This is a genomic window from Thermostichus sp. OS-CIW-30 (genome assembly GCF_054060215.1).
Genome location: NZ_JBSSCZ010000020.1, coordinates 15,164 through 34,380, shown reverse-complemented (window position 1 = coordinate 34,380; position 19,217 = coordinate 15,164). Strand labels below are relative to the sequence as shown.

The window sequence follows — 19,217 nt, the reverse complement described above, 5'->3', positions numbered from 1 at the left end:
CAGCTGCGCCGGATTGTCAATCAGAATTAAGGGATCCCTGCTCTACTCGGGATCCCTTTTTTTGTAACTCTTTTTCGCGATTTTCAGCATGAGATTCTTAAGATCCTTAACGTGATCTGAATCATTCGGGAGAAACGGATCTGGGTGCTAGAGTGTGGGCGTTGAGGTGGATCCCTGTAGAAAATCTATTCTTTCTCCGTTTTTCAGTAGGAGGGCAGTCTTATGGCTTCGGTGCGGGGCTGGTTGGTGGCAAGCTTAATAGGAGCGGCCACAGTTATCGGGGGCGCTGCCGCCTGGGCTCAGAGCCGTAGTTTGTGGCTTCTTAATGGACAATCGACCGTAGTTACAGGCTATTTCTACCGAGGTGAAAACATCTGGGCGCAGTGCGACCAGGATTGCTTCGATGTGGATCTGGTGCTTTACGATGCCAGCGGTCAGGTGGTGGCTGCAGACGAACTGTTGGACGATTTCCCCATCGTGCAGGCGCCCTACGAGGGCAACTTTTCTGTCAAGGTGATCATGGCTAGCTGTCTCCACCCCAGTGGTTGTGCTGTGATCGTAGACTCGGACTACAGCTTCTAGAAGGGTGCTGGCTGGCCTCACTTCGTCGCCACTGCTTGGGAAACCGATTCAGTAGCCTAGGCTGCTTTGTGAGCAGCTTCCTGGACTTTGGCGTGGGTAAACTTGCTCAGGCCGTGGATGGTCTTTTCCCAGTAGAAGGGCTTGGTGAAAAGCTGCCACAGAGCCATGTAAGCTGCCATAGAGTGCAGTTGCCAGTAGATGGGGTTGAGCAGGGCATAGAAGGCCAGATCGTAGTACCCTCGCCGGAAAACGGCCACCAAGTTGAGGTAAATCCCAATGGCATTGCCCACCAGGAGGTTAAACAAGCCCAGATAAACCAGCCAACTGGGAAATAGGTTTTGCAGCCAATGGGCGCGGGTGAGCAGCCAGTAAATAAACAGCAGCCACATGATGGGGCTGGTGAGAAAGGTAAAGAAGCTGCCCCCGATAAAAAATTGGTAGGATAGCCAGTTTTTGAGGCCCAGCTTGCGCAAGGAGCGCAGGGGGTTGCGGTTGTGGACCAGCCAAGTTTGCATGTAGCCTTTGATCCAGCGGGAGCGCTGCCGGATCCAGTTTTTAACGGCACAGTTGGCCTCTTCGTAGGTGGTGGAGTTGATCACGCCCACGGTATAGCCGTGCTGGCTGGCGCGGATGCCCAAGTCGGCGTCTTCAGTGACGTTGAACGGATCCCATCCCTGCAGCTCCCGCAGGCGGTCAGTGCGAAAGTGGTTGCTGGTGCCACCCAAGGGGATCGGCATTCTCAGAGTTTCCAAACCCGGCAGAAGGTAATCAAACCAATAGGAATACTCCAGGGTGAACATGCGGGTGAGGAAGTTCTCGCTGCGGTTGAAGTAGTTGAGGGCAGCCTGGACGCAGACCAAGCTGGGATCCCCTTTCTGGAAGGCGATGACCGCTTTTTTGAGTTGATCTGGGTCAGGAATATCTTCAGCGTCGTAGATGGTGAGATATTCGCCACGGGCAAAGGCCAGGCCGTAGTTGCAGGCTTTGGGTTTGGTCTTGGGCTTGCTATCCGGTACCAGCAGCAGGCGCACGTAGCGGGGGGGCTTGGCAGCCCGGGCCGCCTCAATGGTGGCGCGGTCGTTTTCTTCTAGCAAGATGAGCACATCTAAGCGCTCATGGGGGTAATCCAGCTTGGAGAGAGACTTGATCAAAATCGGCATTACTTCCGGCTCTTTGTAGACCGGCACCAGGATGGTGTAGATGGGCAAGGTGCGGTCATCGAGGGCGGCCACTTCTTCATCGGTAATCTGGTGGAAGCGATCGGCGGATCCCACTAGGCTGAGCAGCAGTTTGAACAGGATCGAAGCGACGTAAAAAAGATTGATCAGCAGCACCAAAATGGTCAGAGTCGTCCAGGGAGCAGTGGCCAACCCCAATAGAAATAGCAGCAGCAGGCCGTAGCCCACCGCAATCTGAGAAGGAGTAAACACCCGCGAGGCCGATTCCTCCGGCAGGCGGGCCATCAGCTTGTACACCGCCTCTTGGCTGAAGCGGGATCCCTGGTCTTGGCTGAGCAGTTGCGTGATATCCTGCTCGGTGCCCAGCACCTTTTCAATCCGCAAGCCTGGCCGCCAGCTGTAGAGCAGCTCATCCACCGCCCAGTCCAGGGGGTCATTGACCATCACTGTAAGGGTGTGCTCATCCGTCCAGCTCAAGGGGTAGAAGAGGTGGCGCATCATCACCTCGGGATCAAACTGCCGGCTCAGGCTCTCGTCGCGGTGGAGCAGCCCTGTCCCCATTAGTTCTGAGACAGCGGGGTAGCCCAGCAAATGGGCTAGGATGCTGAGATACTCGGGGGTGGAGAGGTAGCTCAGCCGGGTCAGCACCTGCCCCAGGCTGGAGCCGGTGCGGCGGCGGATCTCCAAAGCCTGCTGCCACTGCTCTAAGGTAAGACGGCTGCCCAGCAGCTCGGCGGCCAGCTTGCGCTCAAGGATGACCGTCAGGATCTGCTTTTCAGTGGCTGGGATCTCCCAGAGTTTTTCTGCTTCCGGGCACAGGTGTTTCACAGACTGCCAAATGGCGGGGAAGCCCGGCTCTTCTGTGGCCACCACAACAGTTTGCGGGTCAAGCCAACCACAGGGCAAAAAGCGCACCGGCACCAAATCAATAGGCTCAATCAGCCAAGGCAGCTCTGGATCTAGGGAGTGCTTGAGCAGCCAGTCTCTCAGCCTAGGCCGGTCCAGAATCTGGCGACACAAGTTGACAAACTTGCCCGGGTGCATGACTCGCAAGCTCCAAAGAGCCCTAGGCAAGGAGCAACTAGCTGCTTCGCGATACTCCTCAGCCTCAGCCAATTGCTGCCGGGTAAGGTAGCCCGTGCGCAAAAGCGAGGATTTGAGGGACTGGAGCATGGCTGGAAACCCTATTCGCGCAAGTGGGACGGAGTCCTTGCTTGGCTCAAGTCTGGTTTAACCGGAAGTCCTCTGCCAACCCCCCTAGGAAAGGGTGGGCGACTCAGGGCGGCGGGCCAAGCGTTGGTAGGTATTCCAGGCTCCTACTGCCAGCAAAAGGGCCAGCAGCAGCACTAACCAATAGCGGTATTGCCACAACAAAAGCTGCCAACTGAAGCGACCAGGGTAGCGCACTCGATAGCCTGCCGGCGTGAGATCCCAGCTTTGCACTTGGGTGAGATCGGGGGCAGCGGCATAGGCGGTGAGCACGTTTCCCTGTAGCTGGCTGGCCAGGCGGGTGCGCGGATCGGCAAGGCCGCGGCTGAGGCGCTCTGCCAAAGCCGGGTCAGATCCCCACCAGGAAAGCCAAAGGTTCGGCTTACCTTTCAGGAGAAAGTACTGCAAAAGGCCGAGGTTTTCTTGAGGCTGAGCGGCCAAGGCCACCTGCCGGTTGAGGGGATTGATGATTTCAAACTGGGATCCCAACCGGATGGGGCTATTAAGCTCCACCTGCTCCGGCCCGGCCACGATCACCTGCCAGGCAAAGTTCCCCGTCTCCAGGTTGGCTTCCTCTTTGGGCAAAACCTCAAGGGTGGGCAGCAGGGGTCGGGCAGCCAGCCGGCTGAGGGCACCGACCAGGTAGGCGGCAGCCGGCAGCAGTTGGGGATCCCCCAGCCCAACCCGTCCGGATCCCTGCAGCACCGCCGGGATCTCCTGCAGCTCGCCGCTAGGGGCTTGGTAGCCGCTCCAGAGAAGGCCAGAGCTATCGGAACGCACTTGCAAAGTCAGCGGGGTCAGGGATCCCTGGCAATTACCGGGGCTGGCGCCATAGTCAAAGCGGAGCTCCAGTTGATTAAAGCGGCGCAGCAGGCGGGTGGGCAGGGTCACAGTTTCGTTGAGCTGGGTGCGGCCTGTCAGGTTGTAGGTGCGCAACAGAACGCCATTCAAGAACACGTAGCCGGTGAGGCGATCCCCCACTCGGCCATCCACCGGGTTCATAATGACGTCTAGTTGCGCCGCCAGATCCCGCGGCCGCCCCCCCAATTGGGACAGGTTGAAGTTGAAGACCAAAGACTGGCTGCCAAACCCCCGCAACATGGGATCCACGATCCCCAGCTCTCGCAGGCTGAGGCGGTTGGCCCTGAGCGCTCTCTCCAGATCCGCCACCCTTGTCACCTGGATGCCGCGGCTGACCAGCCCCGCCCGCTTCCATTCTTCATAGAGAGCAAGAATAGCTTCCCGGCGGGCGGCCACTCGCAGGCGGGATCCCTCTGGGGTAATTTGATGCTGCAAGTGGGGGGTGAAGTCCGCCGGCTCCAAGATCACCTGTGGCCCTTGCGCCGGACGATTGCTCCACAGGATGGGCGTTTGCGGAAACAGGTGAGAAAGGAGGCTGTACAGCCACAGAGCTGCTTCCGCCGTCTCAGAGGAAGGATTGGCCGGCACTACCAAAGTAACCTGAGGATACAGCCGGCCCAGAAAACCGGCCACTGTGGCATCGGGAGCGCGGGGCACCAGCTCAAAGAAACTATCCCGCCCCACCGTCAGCAGCAGGTTGCCGGTATTCAAGTCGGCACAGATGTCGTCAGTAATGCTCAAAAAAGGCTGCACCGATAGGGTGATGAAGCGCTCGCTCCACGCCAAGCTGGGGATGGGCACTCGCACCACCGGCTCCTGCCGCAGATCTTGCACCAGGAAGATACCCGCCAGCTCGTCATTGATCAGCACCCGCACCGTGGACGTAGGTTTCAACACCGGCGAGGGATCCAGGCGCAACTGCACAAAGCTGGCCTCGGGGTCAAGGCCGTTGAGGGGGGCAGGGACAGTAACATCCAGGCGCGGGTTGGATCCCTGCAGCAGCACCGAGCGGTCGTAGCCCAACCTTTGCAGAGAGATGGTTTCCGCTGCGTGGACAGCCGTCGGCCCGCAACACCAAAGCAAACCGGCAACCCACAAAGCCCACTGCCTTGCCTTCTGCGTCACCTTGACCCCCTCTTGCTTATCCCTCACTTGTCTAGTGCAGGCAAGCCCCTTGGCCCACCTGACCCAAGTTTGCCCAACATGCAGAAATCTGTAAGCTTTCGGGGGTCTTTACGCACAAACCGTAGATTCGGATGCCCAGGGGATCCCTCTACTGGCGGGCGTAGTCATCCTCAAAGCGCACGATGTCGTCCTCCCCGAGGTATTCCCCGTTTTGCACCTCGATCAACACCAAGGGAAGGGTGCCGGGGTTTTCCAGGCGGTGCTTGGTGCAGGGGGGAATGTAGGTGGACTCGTTGGAGCTCAGCAGCATCACCTCTTCTCCACGGGTAACCTTCGCTGTGCCCCTGACCACGATCCAGTGCTCGCTGCGGTGGTAGTGCATCTGCAGGCTGAGCCGATGGCCAGGCTTCACCTCGATGCGCTTGATCTTGTACATCGGGCCTTCATCCAAAACCCAGAAGGATCCCCAAGGACGGGTTTCTGCTTGAGAGGGTACCAGCTCAAGCGCTGGAACTGCTGCATCATTCACGTCCCGCACAGCCTGCAACATAAGATCATGTCCTTGCAAAGTCACCCTCATTCTCTCTCAGCGTCCGAGACCTCCTCATCGACAATATGGCTGAATTGGCCTACGCCAAAACTCGTAGATAAAGTCTCTCAGGCCAGGGAATGCTAATCTAGCCCTGTGTCCAGTTCCCAGACACGTCAGCCCATCCCCATACTTTTTCTGAAACTTGTTCTCATCAGACAACTCTTAAGGCTTGATTCGCTGTTGAATGAGTTGCCTTCTAACTTCTTGAAGTCGTTAAAGCAACCCATGTTTCTCACCAAGCTCAGGGCTTTCTTGCGGCTCTTCGGGTCTACCGGGATCCTGTTTCTGCTGCTGGCTAGCCTTCTGTGGGGTTTGAAGGAGGGCTGGGGCTGGGTGAGCTTGGAGATGCAGTTTCTCGGCTACAAGGGATCCGTGGCGGTTTTGGGGCCGGATCCGCGCCTGCCCATTGTGGGCACCACCTTTCCTCCCTTGCTGGTGCTGGCTACGGCCATTCTGGGACGATCCCCGCTGTTGTTGCAGACTGTCTTCGGCTCTCTGGTGCTGGGCTGGGTGTGGCGGCAGTTACGCCGTTTGCCGGTGGAAGTGGGATGGCGCTGGCTGTGGGGTTTGTTGATGATGCTGCAGCCGGCTTTGATCTTGATGCTGCTGCGCAGCCCCGCTTGGACGGCCACCTCGCTTTTGCTGGGGGTAAACATGGCCTTGTTGTTTCCCCTGGCTGACGAGAAACGAGCAGCGGGGAAGTCAGTGGCGGCAGGGGATGAGCTGCCTATTACCCTGAGGCTGCTGCTCGTTGGGCTGGCGCTGGGGCCCCTGATGGTGCTGCGCTGGGAAAGCGGATGGCTGCTGCCCTGGGCGGGGATGCTGCTGCTGGTGGCCTTTCGCCGAGAAGTCTGGGGGTTTCGCTGGGCCTCGCTGTTGGTGGCCGGCTTTGTCAGCCTAGCCTTGATCCTGAGCTGGCTGTATGTGAATTGGCTGTCGGTAGGGGATCCCTGGGCTTTCACCTACCAGGTGGGCAGCGGTCTGCGGCTGCCGCAATTGCGGGAAGACTTGCAGCAGGCGGGTGGCTGGCGGGGGGTGCTGGAGGCTGGGAAATGGCTGGCGGTGCTGGCCCCTGCCTATCTGCTGTTGGGGCTGGGATCCCTGCTGGGCCGAGGCCCGGGTCGCTGGGTATGGGCTCTGGTCTGGGGGATGCCGCTGGTCATCCTGCTGGCTTCTCTAGGGCAGGGGCTGTTTTTGCGGGAGCTGAGCCGCTTTGGCCTTTTCTGGGTGCCGCTGCCTTTGCTGATGGGCGCCTACTTGTGTCGCGGAGCCGGCCCCGGCTGGGCTAAGCGCCTGTTGATCACTGCCCTCTTGGGGTTGAACTGCCTCACTGCCGGTTATGGGGTGAGCCAAGAGCCGGGTTTCCTCATGCCCCTGGTGGCCGAGGAGCGGGATCTCTGGGAGCGGCTGGTGGCAGGGGTAGTGCCCCTTAGTGGCGAGTTGGAAGCTGCCCAAAACCTGTATGAAGTAACCTCTGCTGGGCAAGCCCTAGAAGACTGGCGGAGGCTGCGGCAGGAAAAGCGCCAGGTTGGGCAGTATCTCTATCGCCACCTGTTGCCCGGACAAAAAGTGCTGGTGGACGACGACATCCACTTTGAGGCTATCTTTTGGGCAAGGGATCCCCGCTCTTTCCTTACTCCTCACCAGTACGAGTTTGCCCTGGCCCTTCAGCATCCCCAGGAAAGGGTGGACTACCTCTTGGTAGCGGGGCTGGCGGATCCCTTGCGGAGCGCCGATCGCATCCTGCAATTTTGGCCTGAGCTCAATTTTGAGGGGCTGCCGGGCTTCAGGGAGGTTTATAGCTCCCCCCAAGTGCGGCTGTGGGCTCGCCAACACCAAGAGGAACCGCAGGAGGAGAGGAGATGAAAAGGAGACGATCCTGGCAGCGGCGACAGGTGCTGCAAGCGGGCGGAGCGCTGCTGGCTGCCTATGGGGTTGCCGGCTGTGGCCAGGAGTTTTTGAGTCAGCAGGGGAGTCGCAGCCCGGAAAATGCCGAGACGGGAAGCATGAACTTGTCAGAGCTGCTGGCCCGCTGGCAGGTGGGCATTGGCGAGGATCCCGGTCGCTTCCTCTGGGAAATCGAGTCGGATCCGCAGGTGGCGGCAGTGGCGCAGGGGTGGGATCCCCATTTCCTGAGCGGTTGGCTGAACAGCTTTGATCACCGCCAGGGAGATCTCTCCTTTTGGCGCAACTGGCACCAGGCTGGGCTCTTGCGGCAGTGGTTTGAGCGGGGCTATACCCTGCATGTCATCACCTGGGAAGACGACACCCACCGCCCCTGCGGCGACTATCACATCTCCCCGCAATTTGTGGAGGACGTGGCCGAGCTGGCGGGCTATATTGCCCAAGCCAATCCTCAGGGCCGCCCTACCTATTGGAGCCTGGCCACGGAGTTTTCCTATTGGCGGATCCCAGCAGATACCTACAACGCCGACACTGCTTTCTACTACCAAGCCCTGATGCGCAATGTCCTCAAAGCCCGACAGGCCATCAAAGAGCGGCTGCCAGAGGCCGAAGTGGCCCTGTGCTGGGGGGGCTGGATTGCCACCTTTGACGACCCTTCCCAGGGGGCAGGCCGCAGCATGGTGGAGCCCTTTGCCGAGACTATGAGCCAAATGGACGGGATCGCCTTCCAGTCGATGCGCCAGCGGCGGCCCGGAGAGTTTAATCCAGAGTTGAACGGCCCGGATCCCGGTAACCCGGAGCAGATCCGCCTCTGTTGCCGCCTGTTTTCCCCCATCCACTCCAACCTGATGTTGGCCCACTACGAGCCATCGATTAAGGACAAGCACCCCAGCGGCGGACGGGCCGACACCGTCCATACAGACTTTCAGCTCATGAGCCAGCCGGAGTGGCTGCAGGAAGTGTCTCAACTGGGGCTGCGGCGCTTTTCTCTCATGCACTACGGCCTGTATAAGGGGGATCCCTTCGGAGCGCTGACCGCCGCTCGCCAATTCCGGGCACAGGTGGGCCTACCGGCTGCCACCTCATAGTTAGCAGTCGTTCCAAAGCCGGTTTTGTCCCGGATCTTGGCCCAAATCTTGATCCTAGGGATACAATCCCCCTGAAGCTGCCGGGATCCCTGCCATGGAGAAGCTGAGATTTCTAAGGGCAAGCCTGCTGGCGAGTCTAGTGGTTAGTGCAATGCCGCCGGAGCTGCCGGCCTGGGCAGGATGCGGTTTTCCCCGCGGTGCCGGCAAGACTTTTTTTTCGCTGCAGCCGGAGGTCTATCGGCCTCGCACCCGCTTTGATCAGGGGGGACGCCTGCAGCCGGCCCTTTCGGAGTACGGAGAAACCCGCCTCAACCTTTTCGCCGAGACTGGCCTTAGCGATCAGCTCACTCTCAACCTCAACACCAGCTACGTTTTCATCGAAAATCGCTTTGCCAGCGGGGCTGACACCGTTACCCAGCGCAACCAGGGCCTGCGGGATCTGGAACTGGGCCTGCGCCATACTTGGGGGAACGGGGATCCCTTCTTCTCGGCTCAGCTAACGGCCTTGATCCCGCCCGGATATGCCACCCAAGACATTCCCCTGCCCTTGGGGTACGGTGTTTTCGGCTACGATCTCAAAGTTGGGGTGGCGGCCAATACCCAGTTGGGATCCCTGCCTGCCTTTTTCGACTCCTGCCTCACGTTCCGAGATTACTTGGGCTATCCCGGGGATCGGGTCAAGGCCAACCTGACCTTCGGGGCAGACCTGACTCCTGAGCTGCAGGCCATCCTGGCCCTGGATGGGGATTTTACGTTGGGCAACGGCGCGCCTTTGTTGTTCGGGGATTTGGCCGTTCAGGATCCCGACTACGACAACCTCAAGCTTTCTGGCCAGCTCAACTGGCGGTTGGAGGGAGGGTTAACGCTGGGCTTGGGAGGGTTTCAATTCTTGACCGGCCGCAACACCAACGCCGGCGGCGGCTTTACCGGCTATGTGTGGCTAAGTTACTGAAACCAAACAAAATGTTGCAGGATATCCCCTACGGTAACAGGGATCCGCAGGGGCAGATCTAGGATGAGTCTTGGCAAACTACGGCCCGGAGAACGGATCCCATGTCTCGATTTGAGAACCTCATTGCCGCCATCGATGGCAGCGGCCCCACTGAGCAAATGGTGCATACCCTTCTGTCTCTGCCGGCCTTTGCCCAGTGCCACGTGACATTGCTGCATGCGGTGCCTTCCCAGACCTCTGCCGAGGAGATGCGGGCTGCCTGGCAAAAGGGGCAGGAACTGCTGGCCCAAACCCTGCAGACTTTCCCCCCCCGCCCAGGGCTAAAGATCAGCACGCAACTGGTGGAAGGGGATCCCAAGGTGGTGGTGCTGCAGGTGGCCGAGTCTATGCCCAATCCCTTAATTGTCATGGGATCCCGGGGGCGCAACCGCATCATGGCCATTTTGCAGAACTCGGTGAGCCAATATGTGTTCCAGCTCGCCTCCTGCCCAATGCTGCTGGTCAAAGACGACGCCTACGTCAAATACCCCAGCCATGTCATGGTGGCCCTGAACAGCTCCCCCGCTGCTCAAGCTGCCTTTGCCACGGCCCTTGACTTGATCTCCGGCATTCAAGGGGCCCAGATCTTCCTGGCCTCTGTGCAGTTGGATGCCGACAACCCAGGTAGAGATGAGGCCCTAGATCGGGCAATCGACATCCTCAAAAACCGGCAAATCGGCCACCAAGTGTTAACTGCCGTCGGGGATCCGGCTACGGAGATTGTCCGCCTGGCTGAAGAAAGCAAGGCCGATCTGCTGGTGATGGGATCCCCGGATCGCCGACCTACCATTGCCCGCAGCATCCCCGACCTGGATCGGCTGCTGGGGCGTTCCATCTCCGACTATGTGCGGGTGCACATCGGCTGCCCCGTGCTGATGGTGCGCTCCGTCCAAGACTAAACAGGACTCAAGAGCGAGGGATCCCTAAGGCAAGATAGAGCGGTGCTCTGTAACTCGGTCGCTCTGCTGCTGGCGATCCGGGCTGACGGCCCAAGCTTCAAAGATCAGCTCGGGGACGCCTGGGGGAATGGTCATGCGGGTTAAAGCTTGCCACTGCCCCTGATCGTCGCGGGAGAAGTCCAGCAACCAGCGGGGGCCATCCACCAACGAGCGGGTGCGGCCATGCTTGACCCAAAACTTGATCCAATAAGGTGGCTGGGAGGCGGCGCCGGCGGCGGAGGCAGGGGCCAAGGCCGGCAAACGCAGCACCACATCGAAATTGTCGCCCGCTCGCAATTGCTCAGGCACCAGCAGTTGTGGCGCCGGGCACACTTCTGGCGGCGGGGGCGAGTTTTTGGTGTCCTTGCTGGTGGCAGGCAGGGCGAATGCAGGCGGAGGTGGGGTGGCCGGGCTCCCTGCTGGGGCTGGCAGGGCGGCATCCTCGCCCATTGGCTCAGCTTGGGGGGGTGAGGGAAGAGGGGAAATCGGCGCCGCAGGCTGGGGGTTAGGTTCGGGTGCGGCCTTAGCAGAGGGCTCTGCCGGCTGAGTCGAGCCGGGATCCCCTCCAGCAGGAGCACTGTGCTGCCAGATGCGCAGCAGCTTTTGCAAGGTTCGTTCGGGAGAGAGCAGGGTTGCGGTCGAGGCAGGACTGGCAGCATCGGCCAGCCTCTCTTCCTCTTGCTGCTGCGGGAGGGGGATCCCTGCGCCAAGAAGTCCTGCCTCTTGGCTGCGACAGCGAATGGAAAAGGGGATGGTCAGGGTCTGAGGCGACGGCTCTGGATCCCACCAGGAGGAGGGAGTAAGGGCCAGTTCTCCCCGTAAAGGACGGGCCCACACTTGGCTGGGCAGGGTGATGGGGATGCTGAACACCGCCGTCCGCGCCCCCGCCGGGAGTTGAATTTGCCGTTGTCCCTGGAAAAGCGGCCTCTCCTCCCCTTCTGGCCAAACCTGTACCCGCAGCTCGCCGCTGCAGCCGATCCGCCCCGTCAACACCAGCACCTCCTCCGGGGATCCCTCCAATTCACTGTGCACTAGGGAAAACAGCTCTGGCGGGATGGCGACCTCTTTTTTCTGGGGGGGCTCAAACCCGGCCTCTTCAGCCACCGGGGCAGGGATCCCTCGTTCCGGCTCCAGAGGGGCAGGCACAACCTGAAAACGGAGACAATTGTCCAACTCGGTTTCACCGAACAGTTCTGCGATCAAGTCGGCATCTCGGCAGTGCAATTCCCAAAACCCAGGGGTGAGGCGGCTGGCAGGCAAAATAATGCCGATCCCTTCATCGTTGGTGCGCACAGAACGGGTTTGGACCTGTGGAGGAGTCGTGCCGGTGTTGGGGCCCTGATTCTGTGGCCCTAGAGGACGCTGCCGGACTTCCACCGTGATGGTGAAGTGGGGCTGGGGCGAACGGGCAACAATGGTGTAGGTATCTTCTTCCAGAACTGCTCCCTCGGCTGGTACTGGCTGCCAGTCTTCCTGGCCGTCCCGCCGAACCCAAAAATTCAACATGGCTCCATCACCTTAGGTGCTCCGCACTGCTGACGCGAATGGGATGCCAGATACTGAATCAGATCGGCTTGCAAAAGGGTTTGCTGTTGCCCTGTAGGCAGGTGCTTAAGCTGTACCTCTCCGGCTGCAGCTTCCGCATCCCCTAGCACAACAGCCCAAGTTGCGCCGCTGCGGCTGGCCCGTTTGAACTGCTTGCCAAAGGCGCTGCCGCTCAGATCCAGCTCGGTGCAGAAACCGGCTCGGCGCAGCGCTTGAGCGATCCGGAGGGATTGGGCCTCAGCCTTCGCCCCACGGGAGATCACGTAAACCTCGACCGGTGCTGGCGGAGCCTCCCCTTGTTTCTTTTGCAACAGCAGCACCAGCCGCTCCATGCCGACGGCCCAGCCCACCGCTGGGGTAGAAGGTCCGCCCAGCTCTTCCACCAAGCCGTCGTAGCGACCACCCCCACAGACGGTACTCTGGGATCCCAAGTCAGGTGAGACGATCTCAAAGGCGGTGTCGGTGTAGTAGTCCAGGCCCCGCACCAAGTAGGGATCCAACTGGTAGGGAATATCCAACATCTGCAGGTGAGCTTGCACCTGCTCGAAGAAAGCCCGCGATTCTGGGCCGAGGTAATCCGGCAGCTTGGGGGCCCCCTCGGCAATCTCGCGGGTGCGGGGATCCTTGCTGTCTAGAATGCGCAGCGGGTTGCGGGTGAGACGCTCTTGGGAGTCGGGATCCAGCTTCTCCCGCAAGGGAGTGAGGTAGTCCACCAGGGCCTGGCGATAGGCCCGCCGATCCTGCAGATCCCCCAGGGAATTGAGCCGCAAGCTCAGGTTCTCCGCCCCCACCGCTTGCAACAGCTCCCAGGCCAAGGCGATGACTTCCGCATCGGCGCGGGGATCCCGGCTGCCCAGCAGCTCTACCCCCAACTGGTGGAACTGGCGTTGCCGCCCCGCCTGGGGACGCTCATAGCGAAACATCGGCCCACAATACCAGAGGCGTTGCACATCTCCAGCCGTTTGCAGCCCGTGCTGGATGTAGGCCCGCACCACACCTGCTGTGTTCTCTGGGCGCAGGCTCACCTCTTGCTCGCCACGGGTGCTGAAGGAGTACATCTCCTTGCCCACCACGTCGGTGGCACTGCCAATGCTGCGGGCAAAGAGCTCCGTCAACTCCAGGATGGGGGTGCGAATTTCTTGGTAGTTGGCCCGTCCCAGGATCTCTCGGGCGCTGGCTTCCACCTGCTGCCAGAGCCGCACCTCCTGCGGCAGAATATCTCGGGTGCCCCGCACCGCCTGGATCATCTCCATTCTCGTTCTCCCTCCCTGGGGTGGGCCTGGCCGCCTGCTATGCCAATGGCTGTTCTCGTCAAAGGACTCCGTCCCGCTGACGCAAACGGCCTAGTTATTGATTATCGGCGACAACACTCCCCGTCGCTAGCGGAGCCAAATGACCCCGATCCAAGCTCGAGTCCAACCAGGAGTAGGTAGCGGCAATTTGGCTGGTGGCAACAACAGCGGCGGTGGTGGCTCGCAAGATGGTAGGGCCAAGGGAGACGCACACCCCCCCATATTCCTCAGCCTGCCGACGTTCGGCAACCGTCCAGCCCCCTTCTGGGCCAATGGCTATGGCCAAGGCCGGGATCTGCAGCTTTGGCAGGGCCTGCACCAGCAGGGGGGCGTTCTCGCGCGCCACGGCTATACCCCACCAGAAGGACTCCGTCCGAGTAGCGCGAACGGCTTGCAGCTCCGCCAGCCAACTTGTCCAAGGGGTGGGGGGATCGACCTGAGGCCAGCGCAACCGCTCACATTGTTCTGCGGCCTCCCGCACAATTTTTTGCCAGCGTTCCTGCCGCCCAGATCCCGGTTCCAACACGGTGCGCTCTGTCAGCAGGGGGGTAATTCGCGCCACCCCCAGCTCGGTAACCTGGCGGAGCACCTCGTCAAACCCCTGCCCTTTGACCACCGCCAAGCCCAGATGCAAAAAAACGGGCAATTCCCGCGGCAGCGTCTCCACCTCGCCCACAATTTGGGATCCCTGAGCTTGCCAACGGGCCGCCCACAGCTTGCCTGAGCCGTCCAAAACCAAAAAGAGATCCCCTGGCCTGAGGCGGCGCACCCGCTGCAAGTAGTGCTGTTGCGGGCCGGTTAAACGGAGAACACCACTCGGATCCCGCTGCGCCGGGTCAATCGCCAACCGGGGCAAAGCGCTCAGGTCATGCGTGCGTTCAGACAACACCATTCCCCCCGTCGCCAGAGGGCTGCCACCACCCATTCGTTGGCCTCCAGCATCTCCGCCACCAACTTGGCCTGCTCGATGAGGATGCCGCTGAGGATCAGCCATCCCCCCTCCTTCACCACCAGCCGAAACTCCGGGATCATATCCAGGATCACATCTGCCAGGATGTTGCACACCAGCCCATCCACCATTTCGGGAATCTGCTCCAGGCTGCCCTGAGCGACCACAATGCGATCCGTCAGGCCGTTGAGATCGCGGTTGTGCATCGTGGCTTGCACCGCCAGGGGGTCGATGTCCACCGCAAACACCCGCTTCACCCCCAACAGGGCCGCCGCCAACGACAAAATGCCGGATCCACAGCCCACATCCGCCAGCGTCGCCGCCGGGGGATCCCCTCCCCAGCTCTCCAGGCGCATCTCCAGCGACTCCAGACAGAGCTGCGTGGTGGGGTGAGTGCCCGTGCCGAAGGCCATACCGGGATCCAGCCGCAACAGGTGCCGACCGGGGTGAGGGGGCGGATCCAGCCAGGCCGGACAAATGAGCAACTTATCCCCGATGGGTTGGGGCTGCCAGTGCTGCTTCCAACTGCTGCTCCAATCTTCCGCCTCTATGCGTTCCCAGCGCAGCTTGGGAACCCGCTGACCGGCAATGAGGGCATCCTGCTGCAGGCGCAGGGAGAGGGCTGCCAAATCCAAGAGGCTGACGTGAGGCCAAGGCAGATAGGCGTGAATGCAAATCTGATCTTCGCCATAGGCTTGGCTGGTCATGCCCCGACAGCCAAAATTCTCCAGCCGCCAAAAGATCAGGTCTTCTTGGGCAGGGGAGGCGATGAGACTGATATCCCACCAGGCTCCACCGGGATCCGGCGCTTGTGCGGGCGAAAACGGAGTGGGATTGGCAACAGTTCTGCTCACAGGGATCCCTTCACAAACCTAAAGGAAAACCAAAGTGATGGCTAACAAGATGGCGCTCCAAGTCGCCAAGCCAGCTACACACAATGCGGTACTTTATATCAAAAATTGCAGCACTCTACTCAATCCATAGTTTAGGCTTTAAGAGCCTACTCCAGCTATCCCGGCTATCCTAGGATTTGAAGGCTTACGCCGTCGGTTCAGCAGCGAAAAAAGGGGGGGAGCCCCCCAATTGGGGGATGACCCTCAGCGGCTCTTTGGATGACCAGCTCAGCCCTGTGAGATAGATTAAGTCCAAAAGCATTGAACAAGAATTGGATGCAGCGTTGACATTCGTTCCGAGCCTCAGTGATTTTGCGGATAGATGGGGTTTGGCTGGGGCGTACTGAGCAACGATGGAGAAGGAGCAACGCAGGTGGCGAGGTCGATGTCAACTGATGAGCAATCAGCACAGCAGGGCACTCCCCAGCCCAAGGTGGCTTCTCTAGGAGTTGCCGGGGATCGGGAAGCGCGGAAGAGGGCTGCCCATGAAGATCTTCAGCCGCTCAAAGTCAGCACCCGCAAGGACTCCGTGCCGCTGACGCGATCCGCTCTGATGCGGCGTTTTAACCAGAGCTTTCCGCCTTTTTACAGCCAGTTTGTCAGCAGCGAGGTACAGGCCCAAAATCTGCGCTTGGCTTACACCCTCTACCAGACCCGCAAGGCGGTGGTACAGGTGCAGGACGAAGGTCGCAAGACGGTGGTCTGTCTGGCCTACCGCAACCGACCTTCTCTGCTCAGCGATCTGTTTGGGGTGTTCACCGCTTTTAATCTCTCGGTGCATGGCATTCATCTCTATGGGCAGATCTACTCACCACACCTGGTGTTTATCCGCACCATTGTCTCCCGCGATGGCCACAGCCTTTCTTCCCAAACCAAGCTCAGCCTAGAACGGGCCATTCACGAATGCCTGGCGGGTGTGTTTCGCGTTCATGAAACCTTGGCGCTGGAGTTTGATCTCAAGGCCGGCCTGAAAGAGGCGCAGGTTTCTTTTTACTTTGACCCAGTGTTTCATTTGCCCACACTTTTGGTGGATGTGGACAACCAGCCGGGCGCGTTTTACCGGGTGATGACGGCCCTCGCGCAGGAGGATTTGACCGTTGTTAACCTCAACTTGATGCTCCGCCGCAAGCAGACGCGCTTTATTTTCTACTTGCTGGGGCCGGATTCAACTCCAACCATGCCGGAGTTCCTGGGGCAAAAATTGGCCTTGAGCATCCAGCAGCGGCTGCAAGGGGATCCCGCCTAGATCTGCACGGGACTGGGAGGCAAATCGAAAAGGACGGTGTTCATGTAGCGCTCTGCCCAGGCGGGACCGAAGGCTTTTTCCAAAACGCGGCGGGTGCGGTCGTTCTGCTGTTGCTGGCTGCAATAGCGCTGCTGCCCCTGGTAGTGGGCCAAAATCTGGCCGGGATCCGTCTGTGGGGGGATCTGCTGCGCCAGCCGGCAGTGAATTTCCAGGAAACGGCGGGCAAAGTGCAAAAAGCGGTCGGCCTCTGCTTCGTCGGCAGGACGCACGAACAGACAGTAGGGAGAAAAAATCGTGCCCCACTCCGGCAACCGGCGCCGGTGTTGGAAAGGGACGAGATGGGATCCCAACGCTTCCAGCTCCTGGATATAGAGATCGGGCAAGCTGGGGGTCACCGGCGAGAGATCGACAATGGCGGCGCTCACCTGTCCGCGACCGACCACAATGTCGCAACCGAACAGCGGCAGCGGGTACTGCGGCTGCGGAAACATAACGCAATGGAGAATATCCAGGCTCTGCCCGGCCTGGGCCAGCTCCAGGTGCAGTTTGCGAAAGGGATCCCCTTGGTAGCAGCGGTTTTCAATTTGCAATTTCTCACCCTCTAGGCGGCCTTCCACGTAGCCCAGATCTTCAGGCAGAGGATAGGGGGCTAGGGTGAGGGTAGATCCCCAAACGTTCAGGATTGCCTCAGATAAGCCCTGAATGAGCGGATGCAGTTGGGCAGAGAGAGCAGGAGCGGTGAACATAAGACTCTAGAAGAAAGGCCAAGAACCCCATCCAACCTTGACCTTGGCTCCATGCCAAAGTGTTATGGGGGAACCGCACCGCTGATGCGAAGGGCTTGGGTGGGATCCCCAAAAATCCCAGAGGCCCTAGCTGGGCAAGGCGTTCTAAAACTGTATGCCTGAAGACGGAAGGGGTGGGATTCGAACCCACGGTGACCTTGCAGTCACAACGCTTTTCGAGAGCGTCACAATCAACCACTCTGTCACCCTTCCAGTCAGCTGTGGGGCTTTACCATCTTAACGGCAAACCGAGTCTCCTGCTTCTTCCCAGCCTCAAAGCCAAGCTTGCTTCCCCCACGGGGTGCGGTTGATGGGAAAGTGCTCCGCACCGCTGGCGGGAACGCCCAGATGAGATCATAGGGATATGGCTGCTCTATCCATTCACCACTTTCGCCAGGCCAAACAGGCGGGTCAACCTTTGGTGGCCCTCACGGCTGCCGACTACGCCACCGCTCAGATTTTGGATCAGGCTGGGATCGACTTGATCCTGGTGGGCGACAGCTTGGCCATGACCCACTTGGGGTATACCAGCACCCTGCCCCTGACGCTGGAACAGATGCTCCATCACGCCCAGGCGGTGCGCCGCGGGGTAGAACGGGCCTTTTTGGTGGCCGACTTGCCCTTCTTGACTTATCAAGTCCACAAAGAACAAGCTCTCCTCTCAGCAGGGCGGTTGATGAAGGAGGCAGGAGTCAACGGGGTCAAGCTGGAGGGGGGCTACCCCGACATGGTGGAAACGGTGGCCTTTCTGGTGCAGCGGGGGATCCCGGTTTTGGGTCATATCGGCCTCACTCCGCAGGCCAAACATCAACTGGGAGGCTATCGCCAGCAGGGAAAAACCACTCCGGAGGCGGAGCGTCTGCGACAAGAGGCCCTCAGCCTGGAACAAGCAGGGGCATTTGCCCTGGTTCTGGAGCACATGCCGGCGGAATTGGCTGCCCAAATCTCGGCCCAAGTGGGGATCCCAACCCTGGGCATTGGAGCCGGGCCGGCCTGCGATGGGCAGATTTTGGTCACCCACGACCTGCTGGGGCTGAGCGAGCGGCTCCCCCCTTTTGCCAAGGCCTATACCAATTTGAGACAGGCGATCCGAGAAGCAGTGGAAGCTTTCGCCGACGATGTTCGCCAAAAAGTATTTCCCCCCCGCTGAAGGGATCCCTTACCCATTCAAAGCTTGGGCAGAGCATGACTCTAGTCAATAATAAGCTCAACTATACTGAAAATAATGTATAATATGTTCAGTACGGATTACTACCAGTTGATCTTTCTGTTTACTTTCGAGTCTGCCAACATGGTAGCCAAAGCAAAGCAGAAAATTGGTAGTAAGACGACACGGAAACTGCGCTTTGGGTATTCTACTCAAAGCTTTGCGGGATACCGCCATTCTGTTTGGAAACAAACAGAATGCTATCGCTGCATAGTTGAACAGTGATGTTCAGCAGTGTTCAGCGTAAATGTATCAGGTGCTATGCCTACGGCACCTCATACTGCTACCTACTGCTACGCAATGCTTATGGGAACGGGAACCGCACCGCTTTCTCAAGGCTGGGCAAGGATAGGGCGACCTCAGGGATCCCTGAGCAGCACCGTCCCGGTCACCACAGCGCTTTGACCCAACCGGTCGAAGACCCGCAAGCTGAGCAGGTAGGAGCCGGGCACCAAGCTCAGGGGAGGGCGAATGCGGAAGCGGGTTGTACAGAACACCTCTCCAGACACACAATTCACCTGGGCTGCCGATAGCGTCTGCACCTCAATCCCCGACCACGACACCTGAAACGCCAGCTCCGCCGGGATCCGGCCCGGCACCGATACCGAAACCCCCAGCTCCAAAAAGCCGTTCCGATTCACCACAGAAGGAATATCGCTGCTGGTGATCAAAGGCGGCGGCGGAGTACTGGCCGTCAGCGCATCGGCACCACAACCGACCAAGGCCACACCCAGCAGGCCCAGCACCCATCCCCAAGGTTTGGATCCCAGCTTCATCACAGGGTTCATCTGAAAACTCACCTTCTCAGTATAGAGGGTGGGGATAACAGGC

General features: G+C 59.7%; 16 protein-coding genes and 1 tRNA gene. 7 read left to right on the top strand and 10 right to left on the bottom strand.

The features are described from left to right. The first annotated feature begins 222 nt into the window (after window positions 1-222). A complete protein-coding gene (locus ACVWZF_RS09645; RefSeq protein ID WP_099812809.1) occupies window positions 223-582 on the top strand; it encodes a hypothetical protein in 360 nt (119 codons plus the stop codon). A gap of 56 nt (window positions 583-638) precedes the next feature. On the opposite strand, the gene ACVWZF_RS09640 is transcribed toward ACVWZF_RS09645, so the two are convergent. From ACVWZF_RS09640 to ACVWZF_RS09630, 3 genes are all read right to left on the bottom strand, one after another. Continuing rightward, entirely contained in the window at window positions 639-2,933 is a 2,295-nt protein-coding gene (locus tag ACVWZF_RS09640; protein WP_457411339.1) for a glycosyltransferase, read from the bottom strand. Between the two features lie 84 nt (window positions 2,934-3,017). After that, window positions 3,018-4,955, bottom strand: coding sequence for a cellulose biosynthesis cyclic di-GMP-binding regulatory protein BcsB (locus ACVWZF_RS09635; protein ID WP_457411338.1), 1,938 nt, complete (start codon window positions 4,953-4,955; stop codon window positions 3,018-3,020). Between the two features lie 148 nt (window positions 4,956-5,103). Beyond that, window positions 5,104-5,505, bottom strand: a complete 402-nt coding sequence (locus ACVWZF_RS09630; protein ID WP_414412749.1) for a cupin domain-containing protein — start codon at window positions 5,503-5,505, stop codon at window positions 5,104-5,106. 267 nt (window positions 5,506-5,772) lie between these two features. Between ACVWZF_RS09630 and ACVWZF_RS09625 the strand changes: the two genes are divergently transcribed. The 4 genes from ACVWZF_RS09625 (at window position 5,773) to ACVWZF_RS09610 (ending at window position 10,430) form a co-directional block, all read left to right on the top strand. Continuing rightward, a complete protein-coding gene (locus ACVWZF_RS09625) occupies window positions 5,773-7,413 on the top strand; it encodes a hypothetical protein (RefSeq protein ID WP_457411337.1) in 1,641 nt (546 codons plus the stop codon). Beyond that, window positions 7,410-8,540, top strand: coding sequence for a hypothetical protein (locus ACVWZF_RS09620; RefSeq protein ID WP_011432333.1), 1,131 nt, complete (start codon window positions 7,410-7,412; stop codon window positions 8,538-8,540). The genes ACVWZF_RS09625 and ACVWZF_RS09620 overlap by 4 nt, the downstream gene beginning before the upstream one ends. 139 nt (window positions 8,541-8,679) lie before the next feature. Continuing rightward, window positions 8,680-9,492, top strand: coding sequence for a hypothetical protein (locus tag ACVWZF_RS09615; RefSeq protein WP_457411336.1), 813 nt, complete (start codon window positions 8,680-8,682; stop codon window positions 9,490-9,492). Between the two features lie 101 nt (window positions 9,493-9,593). Then, window positions 9,594-10,430: a universal stress protein gene (locus ACVWZF_RS09610; protein WP_457411334.1), complete on the top strand. Its 837-nt coding sequence runs from the start codon at window positions 9,594-9,596 to the stop codon at window positions 10,428-10,430. 24 nt (window positions 10,431-10,454) lie between these two features. On the opposite strand, the gene ACVWZF_RS09605 is transcribed toward ACVWZF_RS09610, so the two are convergent. The 4 genes from ACVWZF_RS09605 to prmA form a co-directional block, all read right to left on the bottom strand. Further along, the gene (locus tag ACVWZF_RS09605; protein ID WP_457411333.1) at window positions 10,455-11,975 is read right to left on the bottom strand and encodes a hypothetical protein; all 1,521 of its coding nucleotides are present in this window, start codon (window positions 11,973-11,975) and stop codon (window positions 10,455-10,457) included. Continuing rightward, window positions 11,969-13,267 (bottom strand): histidine--tRNA ligase, encoded by a 1,299-nt coding sequence (gene hisS / locus ACVWZF_RS09600; RefSeq protein WP_457395064.1) that lies wholly within the window; start codon window positions 13,265-13,267, stop codon window positions 11,969-11,971. The genes ACVWZF_RS09605 and hisS overlap by 7 nt, the downstream gene beginning before the upstream one ends. A gap of 94 nt (window positions 13,268-13,361) precedes the next feature. Continuing rightward, complete coding sequence (locus ACVWZF_RS09595) at window positions 13,362-14,198, bottom strand: 16S rRNA (uracil(1498)-N(3))-methyltransferase (RefSeq protein WP_457411332.1); 837 nt, start codon at window positions 14,196-14,198, stop codon at window positions 13,362-13,364. After that, window positions 14,168-15,109, bottom strand: coding sequence for a 50S ribosomal protein L11 methyltransferase (gene prmA, locus ACVWZF_RS09590; protein ID WP_011432339.1), 942 nt, complete (start codon window positions 15,107-15,109; stop codon window positions 14,168-14,170). The genes ACVWZF_RS09595 and prmA overlap by 31 nt, the downstream gene beginning before the upstream one ends. Before the next feature lie 424 nt (window positions 15,110-15,533). Here prmA and ACVWZF_RS09585 point away from each other — a divergent pair, with 424 nt between their 5' ends. Beyond that, window positions 15,534-16,394 (top strand): ACT domain-containing protein, encoded by an 861-nt coding sequence (locus tag ACVWZF_RS09585; protein ID WP_011432341.1) that lies wholly within the window; start codon window positions 15,534-15,536, stop codon window positions 16,392-16,394. On the opposite strand, the gene ACVWZF_RS09580 is transcribed toward ACVWZF_RS09585, so the two are convergent. Further along, window positions 16,391-17,140 (bottom strand): phycocyanobilin:ferredoxin oxidoreductase, encoded by a 750-nt coding sequence (locus tag ACVWZF_RS09580; RefSeq protein ID WP_011432342.1) that lies wholly within the window; start codon window positions 17,138-17,140, stop codon window positions 16,391-16,393. The genes ACVWZF_RS09585 and ACVWZF_RS09580 overlap by 4 nt on opposite strands. Before the next feature lie 165 nt (window positions 17,141-17,305). Then, a tRNA-Ser gene (locus tag ACVWZF_RS09575) sits at window positions 17,306-17,392 on the bottom strand. Window positions 17,393-17,543: 151 nt separating this feature from the next. Here ACVWZF_RS09575 and panB point away from each other — a divergent pair. Then, the gene (gene panB, locus ACVWZF_RS09570; protein ID WP_011432343.1) at window positions 17,544-18,329 is read left to right on the top strand and encodes a 3-methyl-2-oxobutanoate hydroxymethyltransferase; all 786 of its coding nucleotides are present in this window, start codon (window positions 17,544-17,546) and stop codon (window positions 18,327-18,329) included. A gap of 416 nt (window positions 18,330-18,745) precedes the next feature. Here the strand turns inward: panB and ACVWZF_RS09565 are convergent, their stop codons facing one another. Next, window positions 18,746-19,174, bottom strand: a complete 429-nt coding sequence (locus tag ACVWZF_RS09565; RefSeq protein ID WP_457411330.1) for a hypothetical protein — start codon at window positions 19,172-19,174, stop codon at window positions 18,746-18,748. Between the last annotated feature and the right edge of the window lie 43 nt (window positions 19,175-19,217).

Bases quoted from the DNA above. Each gene is read 5' to 3' on its own strand.
- ACVWZF_RS09645 (WP_099812809.1), top strand. From the start codon at position 223: ATGGCTTCGGTGCGGGGCTGGTTGGTGGCAAGCTTAATAGGAGCGGCC.
- ACVWZF_RS09640 (WP_457411339.1), bottom strand. From the start codon at position 2,933: ATGCTCCAGTCCCTCAAATCCTCGCTTTTGCGCACGGGCTACCTTACC.
- ACVWZF_RS09630 (WP_414412749.1), bottom strand. From the start codon at position 5,505: ATGTTGCAGGCTGTGCGGGACGTGAATGATGCAGCAGTTCCAGCGCTT.
- ACVWZF_RS09625 (WP_457411337.1), top strand. From the start codon at position 5,773: ATGTTTCTCACCAAGCTCAGGGCTTTCTTGCGGCTCTTCGGGTCTACC.
- ACVWZF_RS09620 (WP_011432333.1), top strand. From the start codon at position 7,410: ATGAAAAGGAGACGATCCTGGCAGCGGCGACAGGTGCTGCAAGCGGGC.
- ACVWZF_RS09610 (WP_457411334.1), top strand. From the start codon at position 9,594: ATGTCTCGATTTGAGAACCTCATTGCCGCCATCGATGGCAGCGGCCCC.
- ACVWZF_RS09605 (WP_457411333.1), bottom strand. From the start codon at position 11,975: ATGTTGAATTTTTGGGTTCGGCGGGACGGCCAGGAAGACTGGCAGCCA.
- hisS (WP_457395064.1), bottom strand. From the start codon at position 13,267: ATGGAGATGATCCAGGCGGTGCGGGGCACCCGAGATATTCTGCCGCAG.
- ACVWZF_RS09595 (WP_457411332.1), bottom strand. From the start codon at position 14,198: ATGGTGTTGTCTGAACGCACGCATGACCTGAGCGCTTTGCCCCGGTTG.
- ACVWZF_RS09585 (WP_011432341.1), top strand. From the start codon at position 15,534: ATGTCAACTGATGAGCAATCAGCACAGCAGGGCACTCCCCAGCCCAAG.
- ACVWZF_RS09580 (WP_011432342.1), bottom strand. From the start codon at position 17,140: ATGTTCACCGCTCCTGCTCTCTCTGCCCAACTGCATCCGCTCATTCAG.
- panB (WP_011432343.1), top strand. From the start codon at position 17,544: ATGGCTGCTCTATCCATTCACCACTTTCGCCAGGCCAAACAGGCGGGT.
- ACVWZF_RS09565 (WP_457411330.1), bottom strand. From the start codon at position 19,174: ATGAACCCTGTGATGAAGCTGGGATCCAAACCTTGGGGATGGGTGCTG.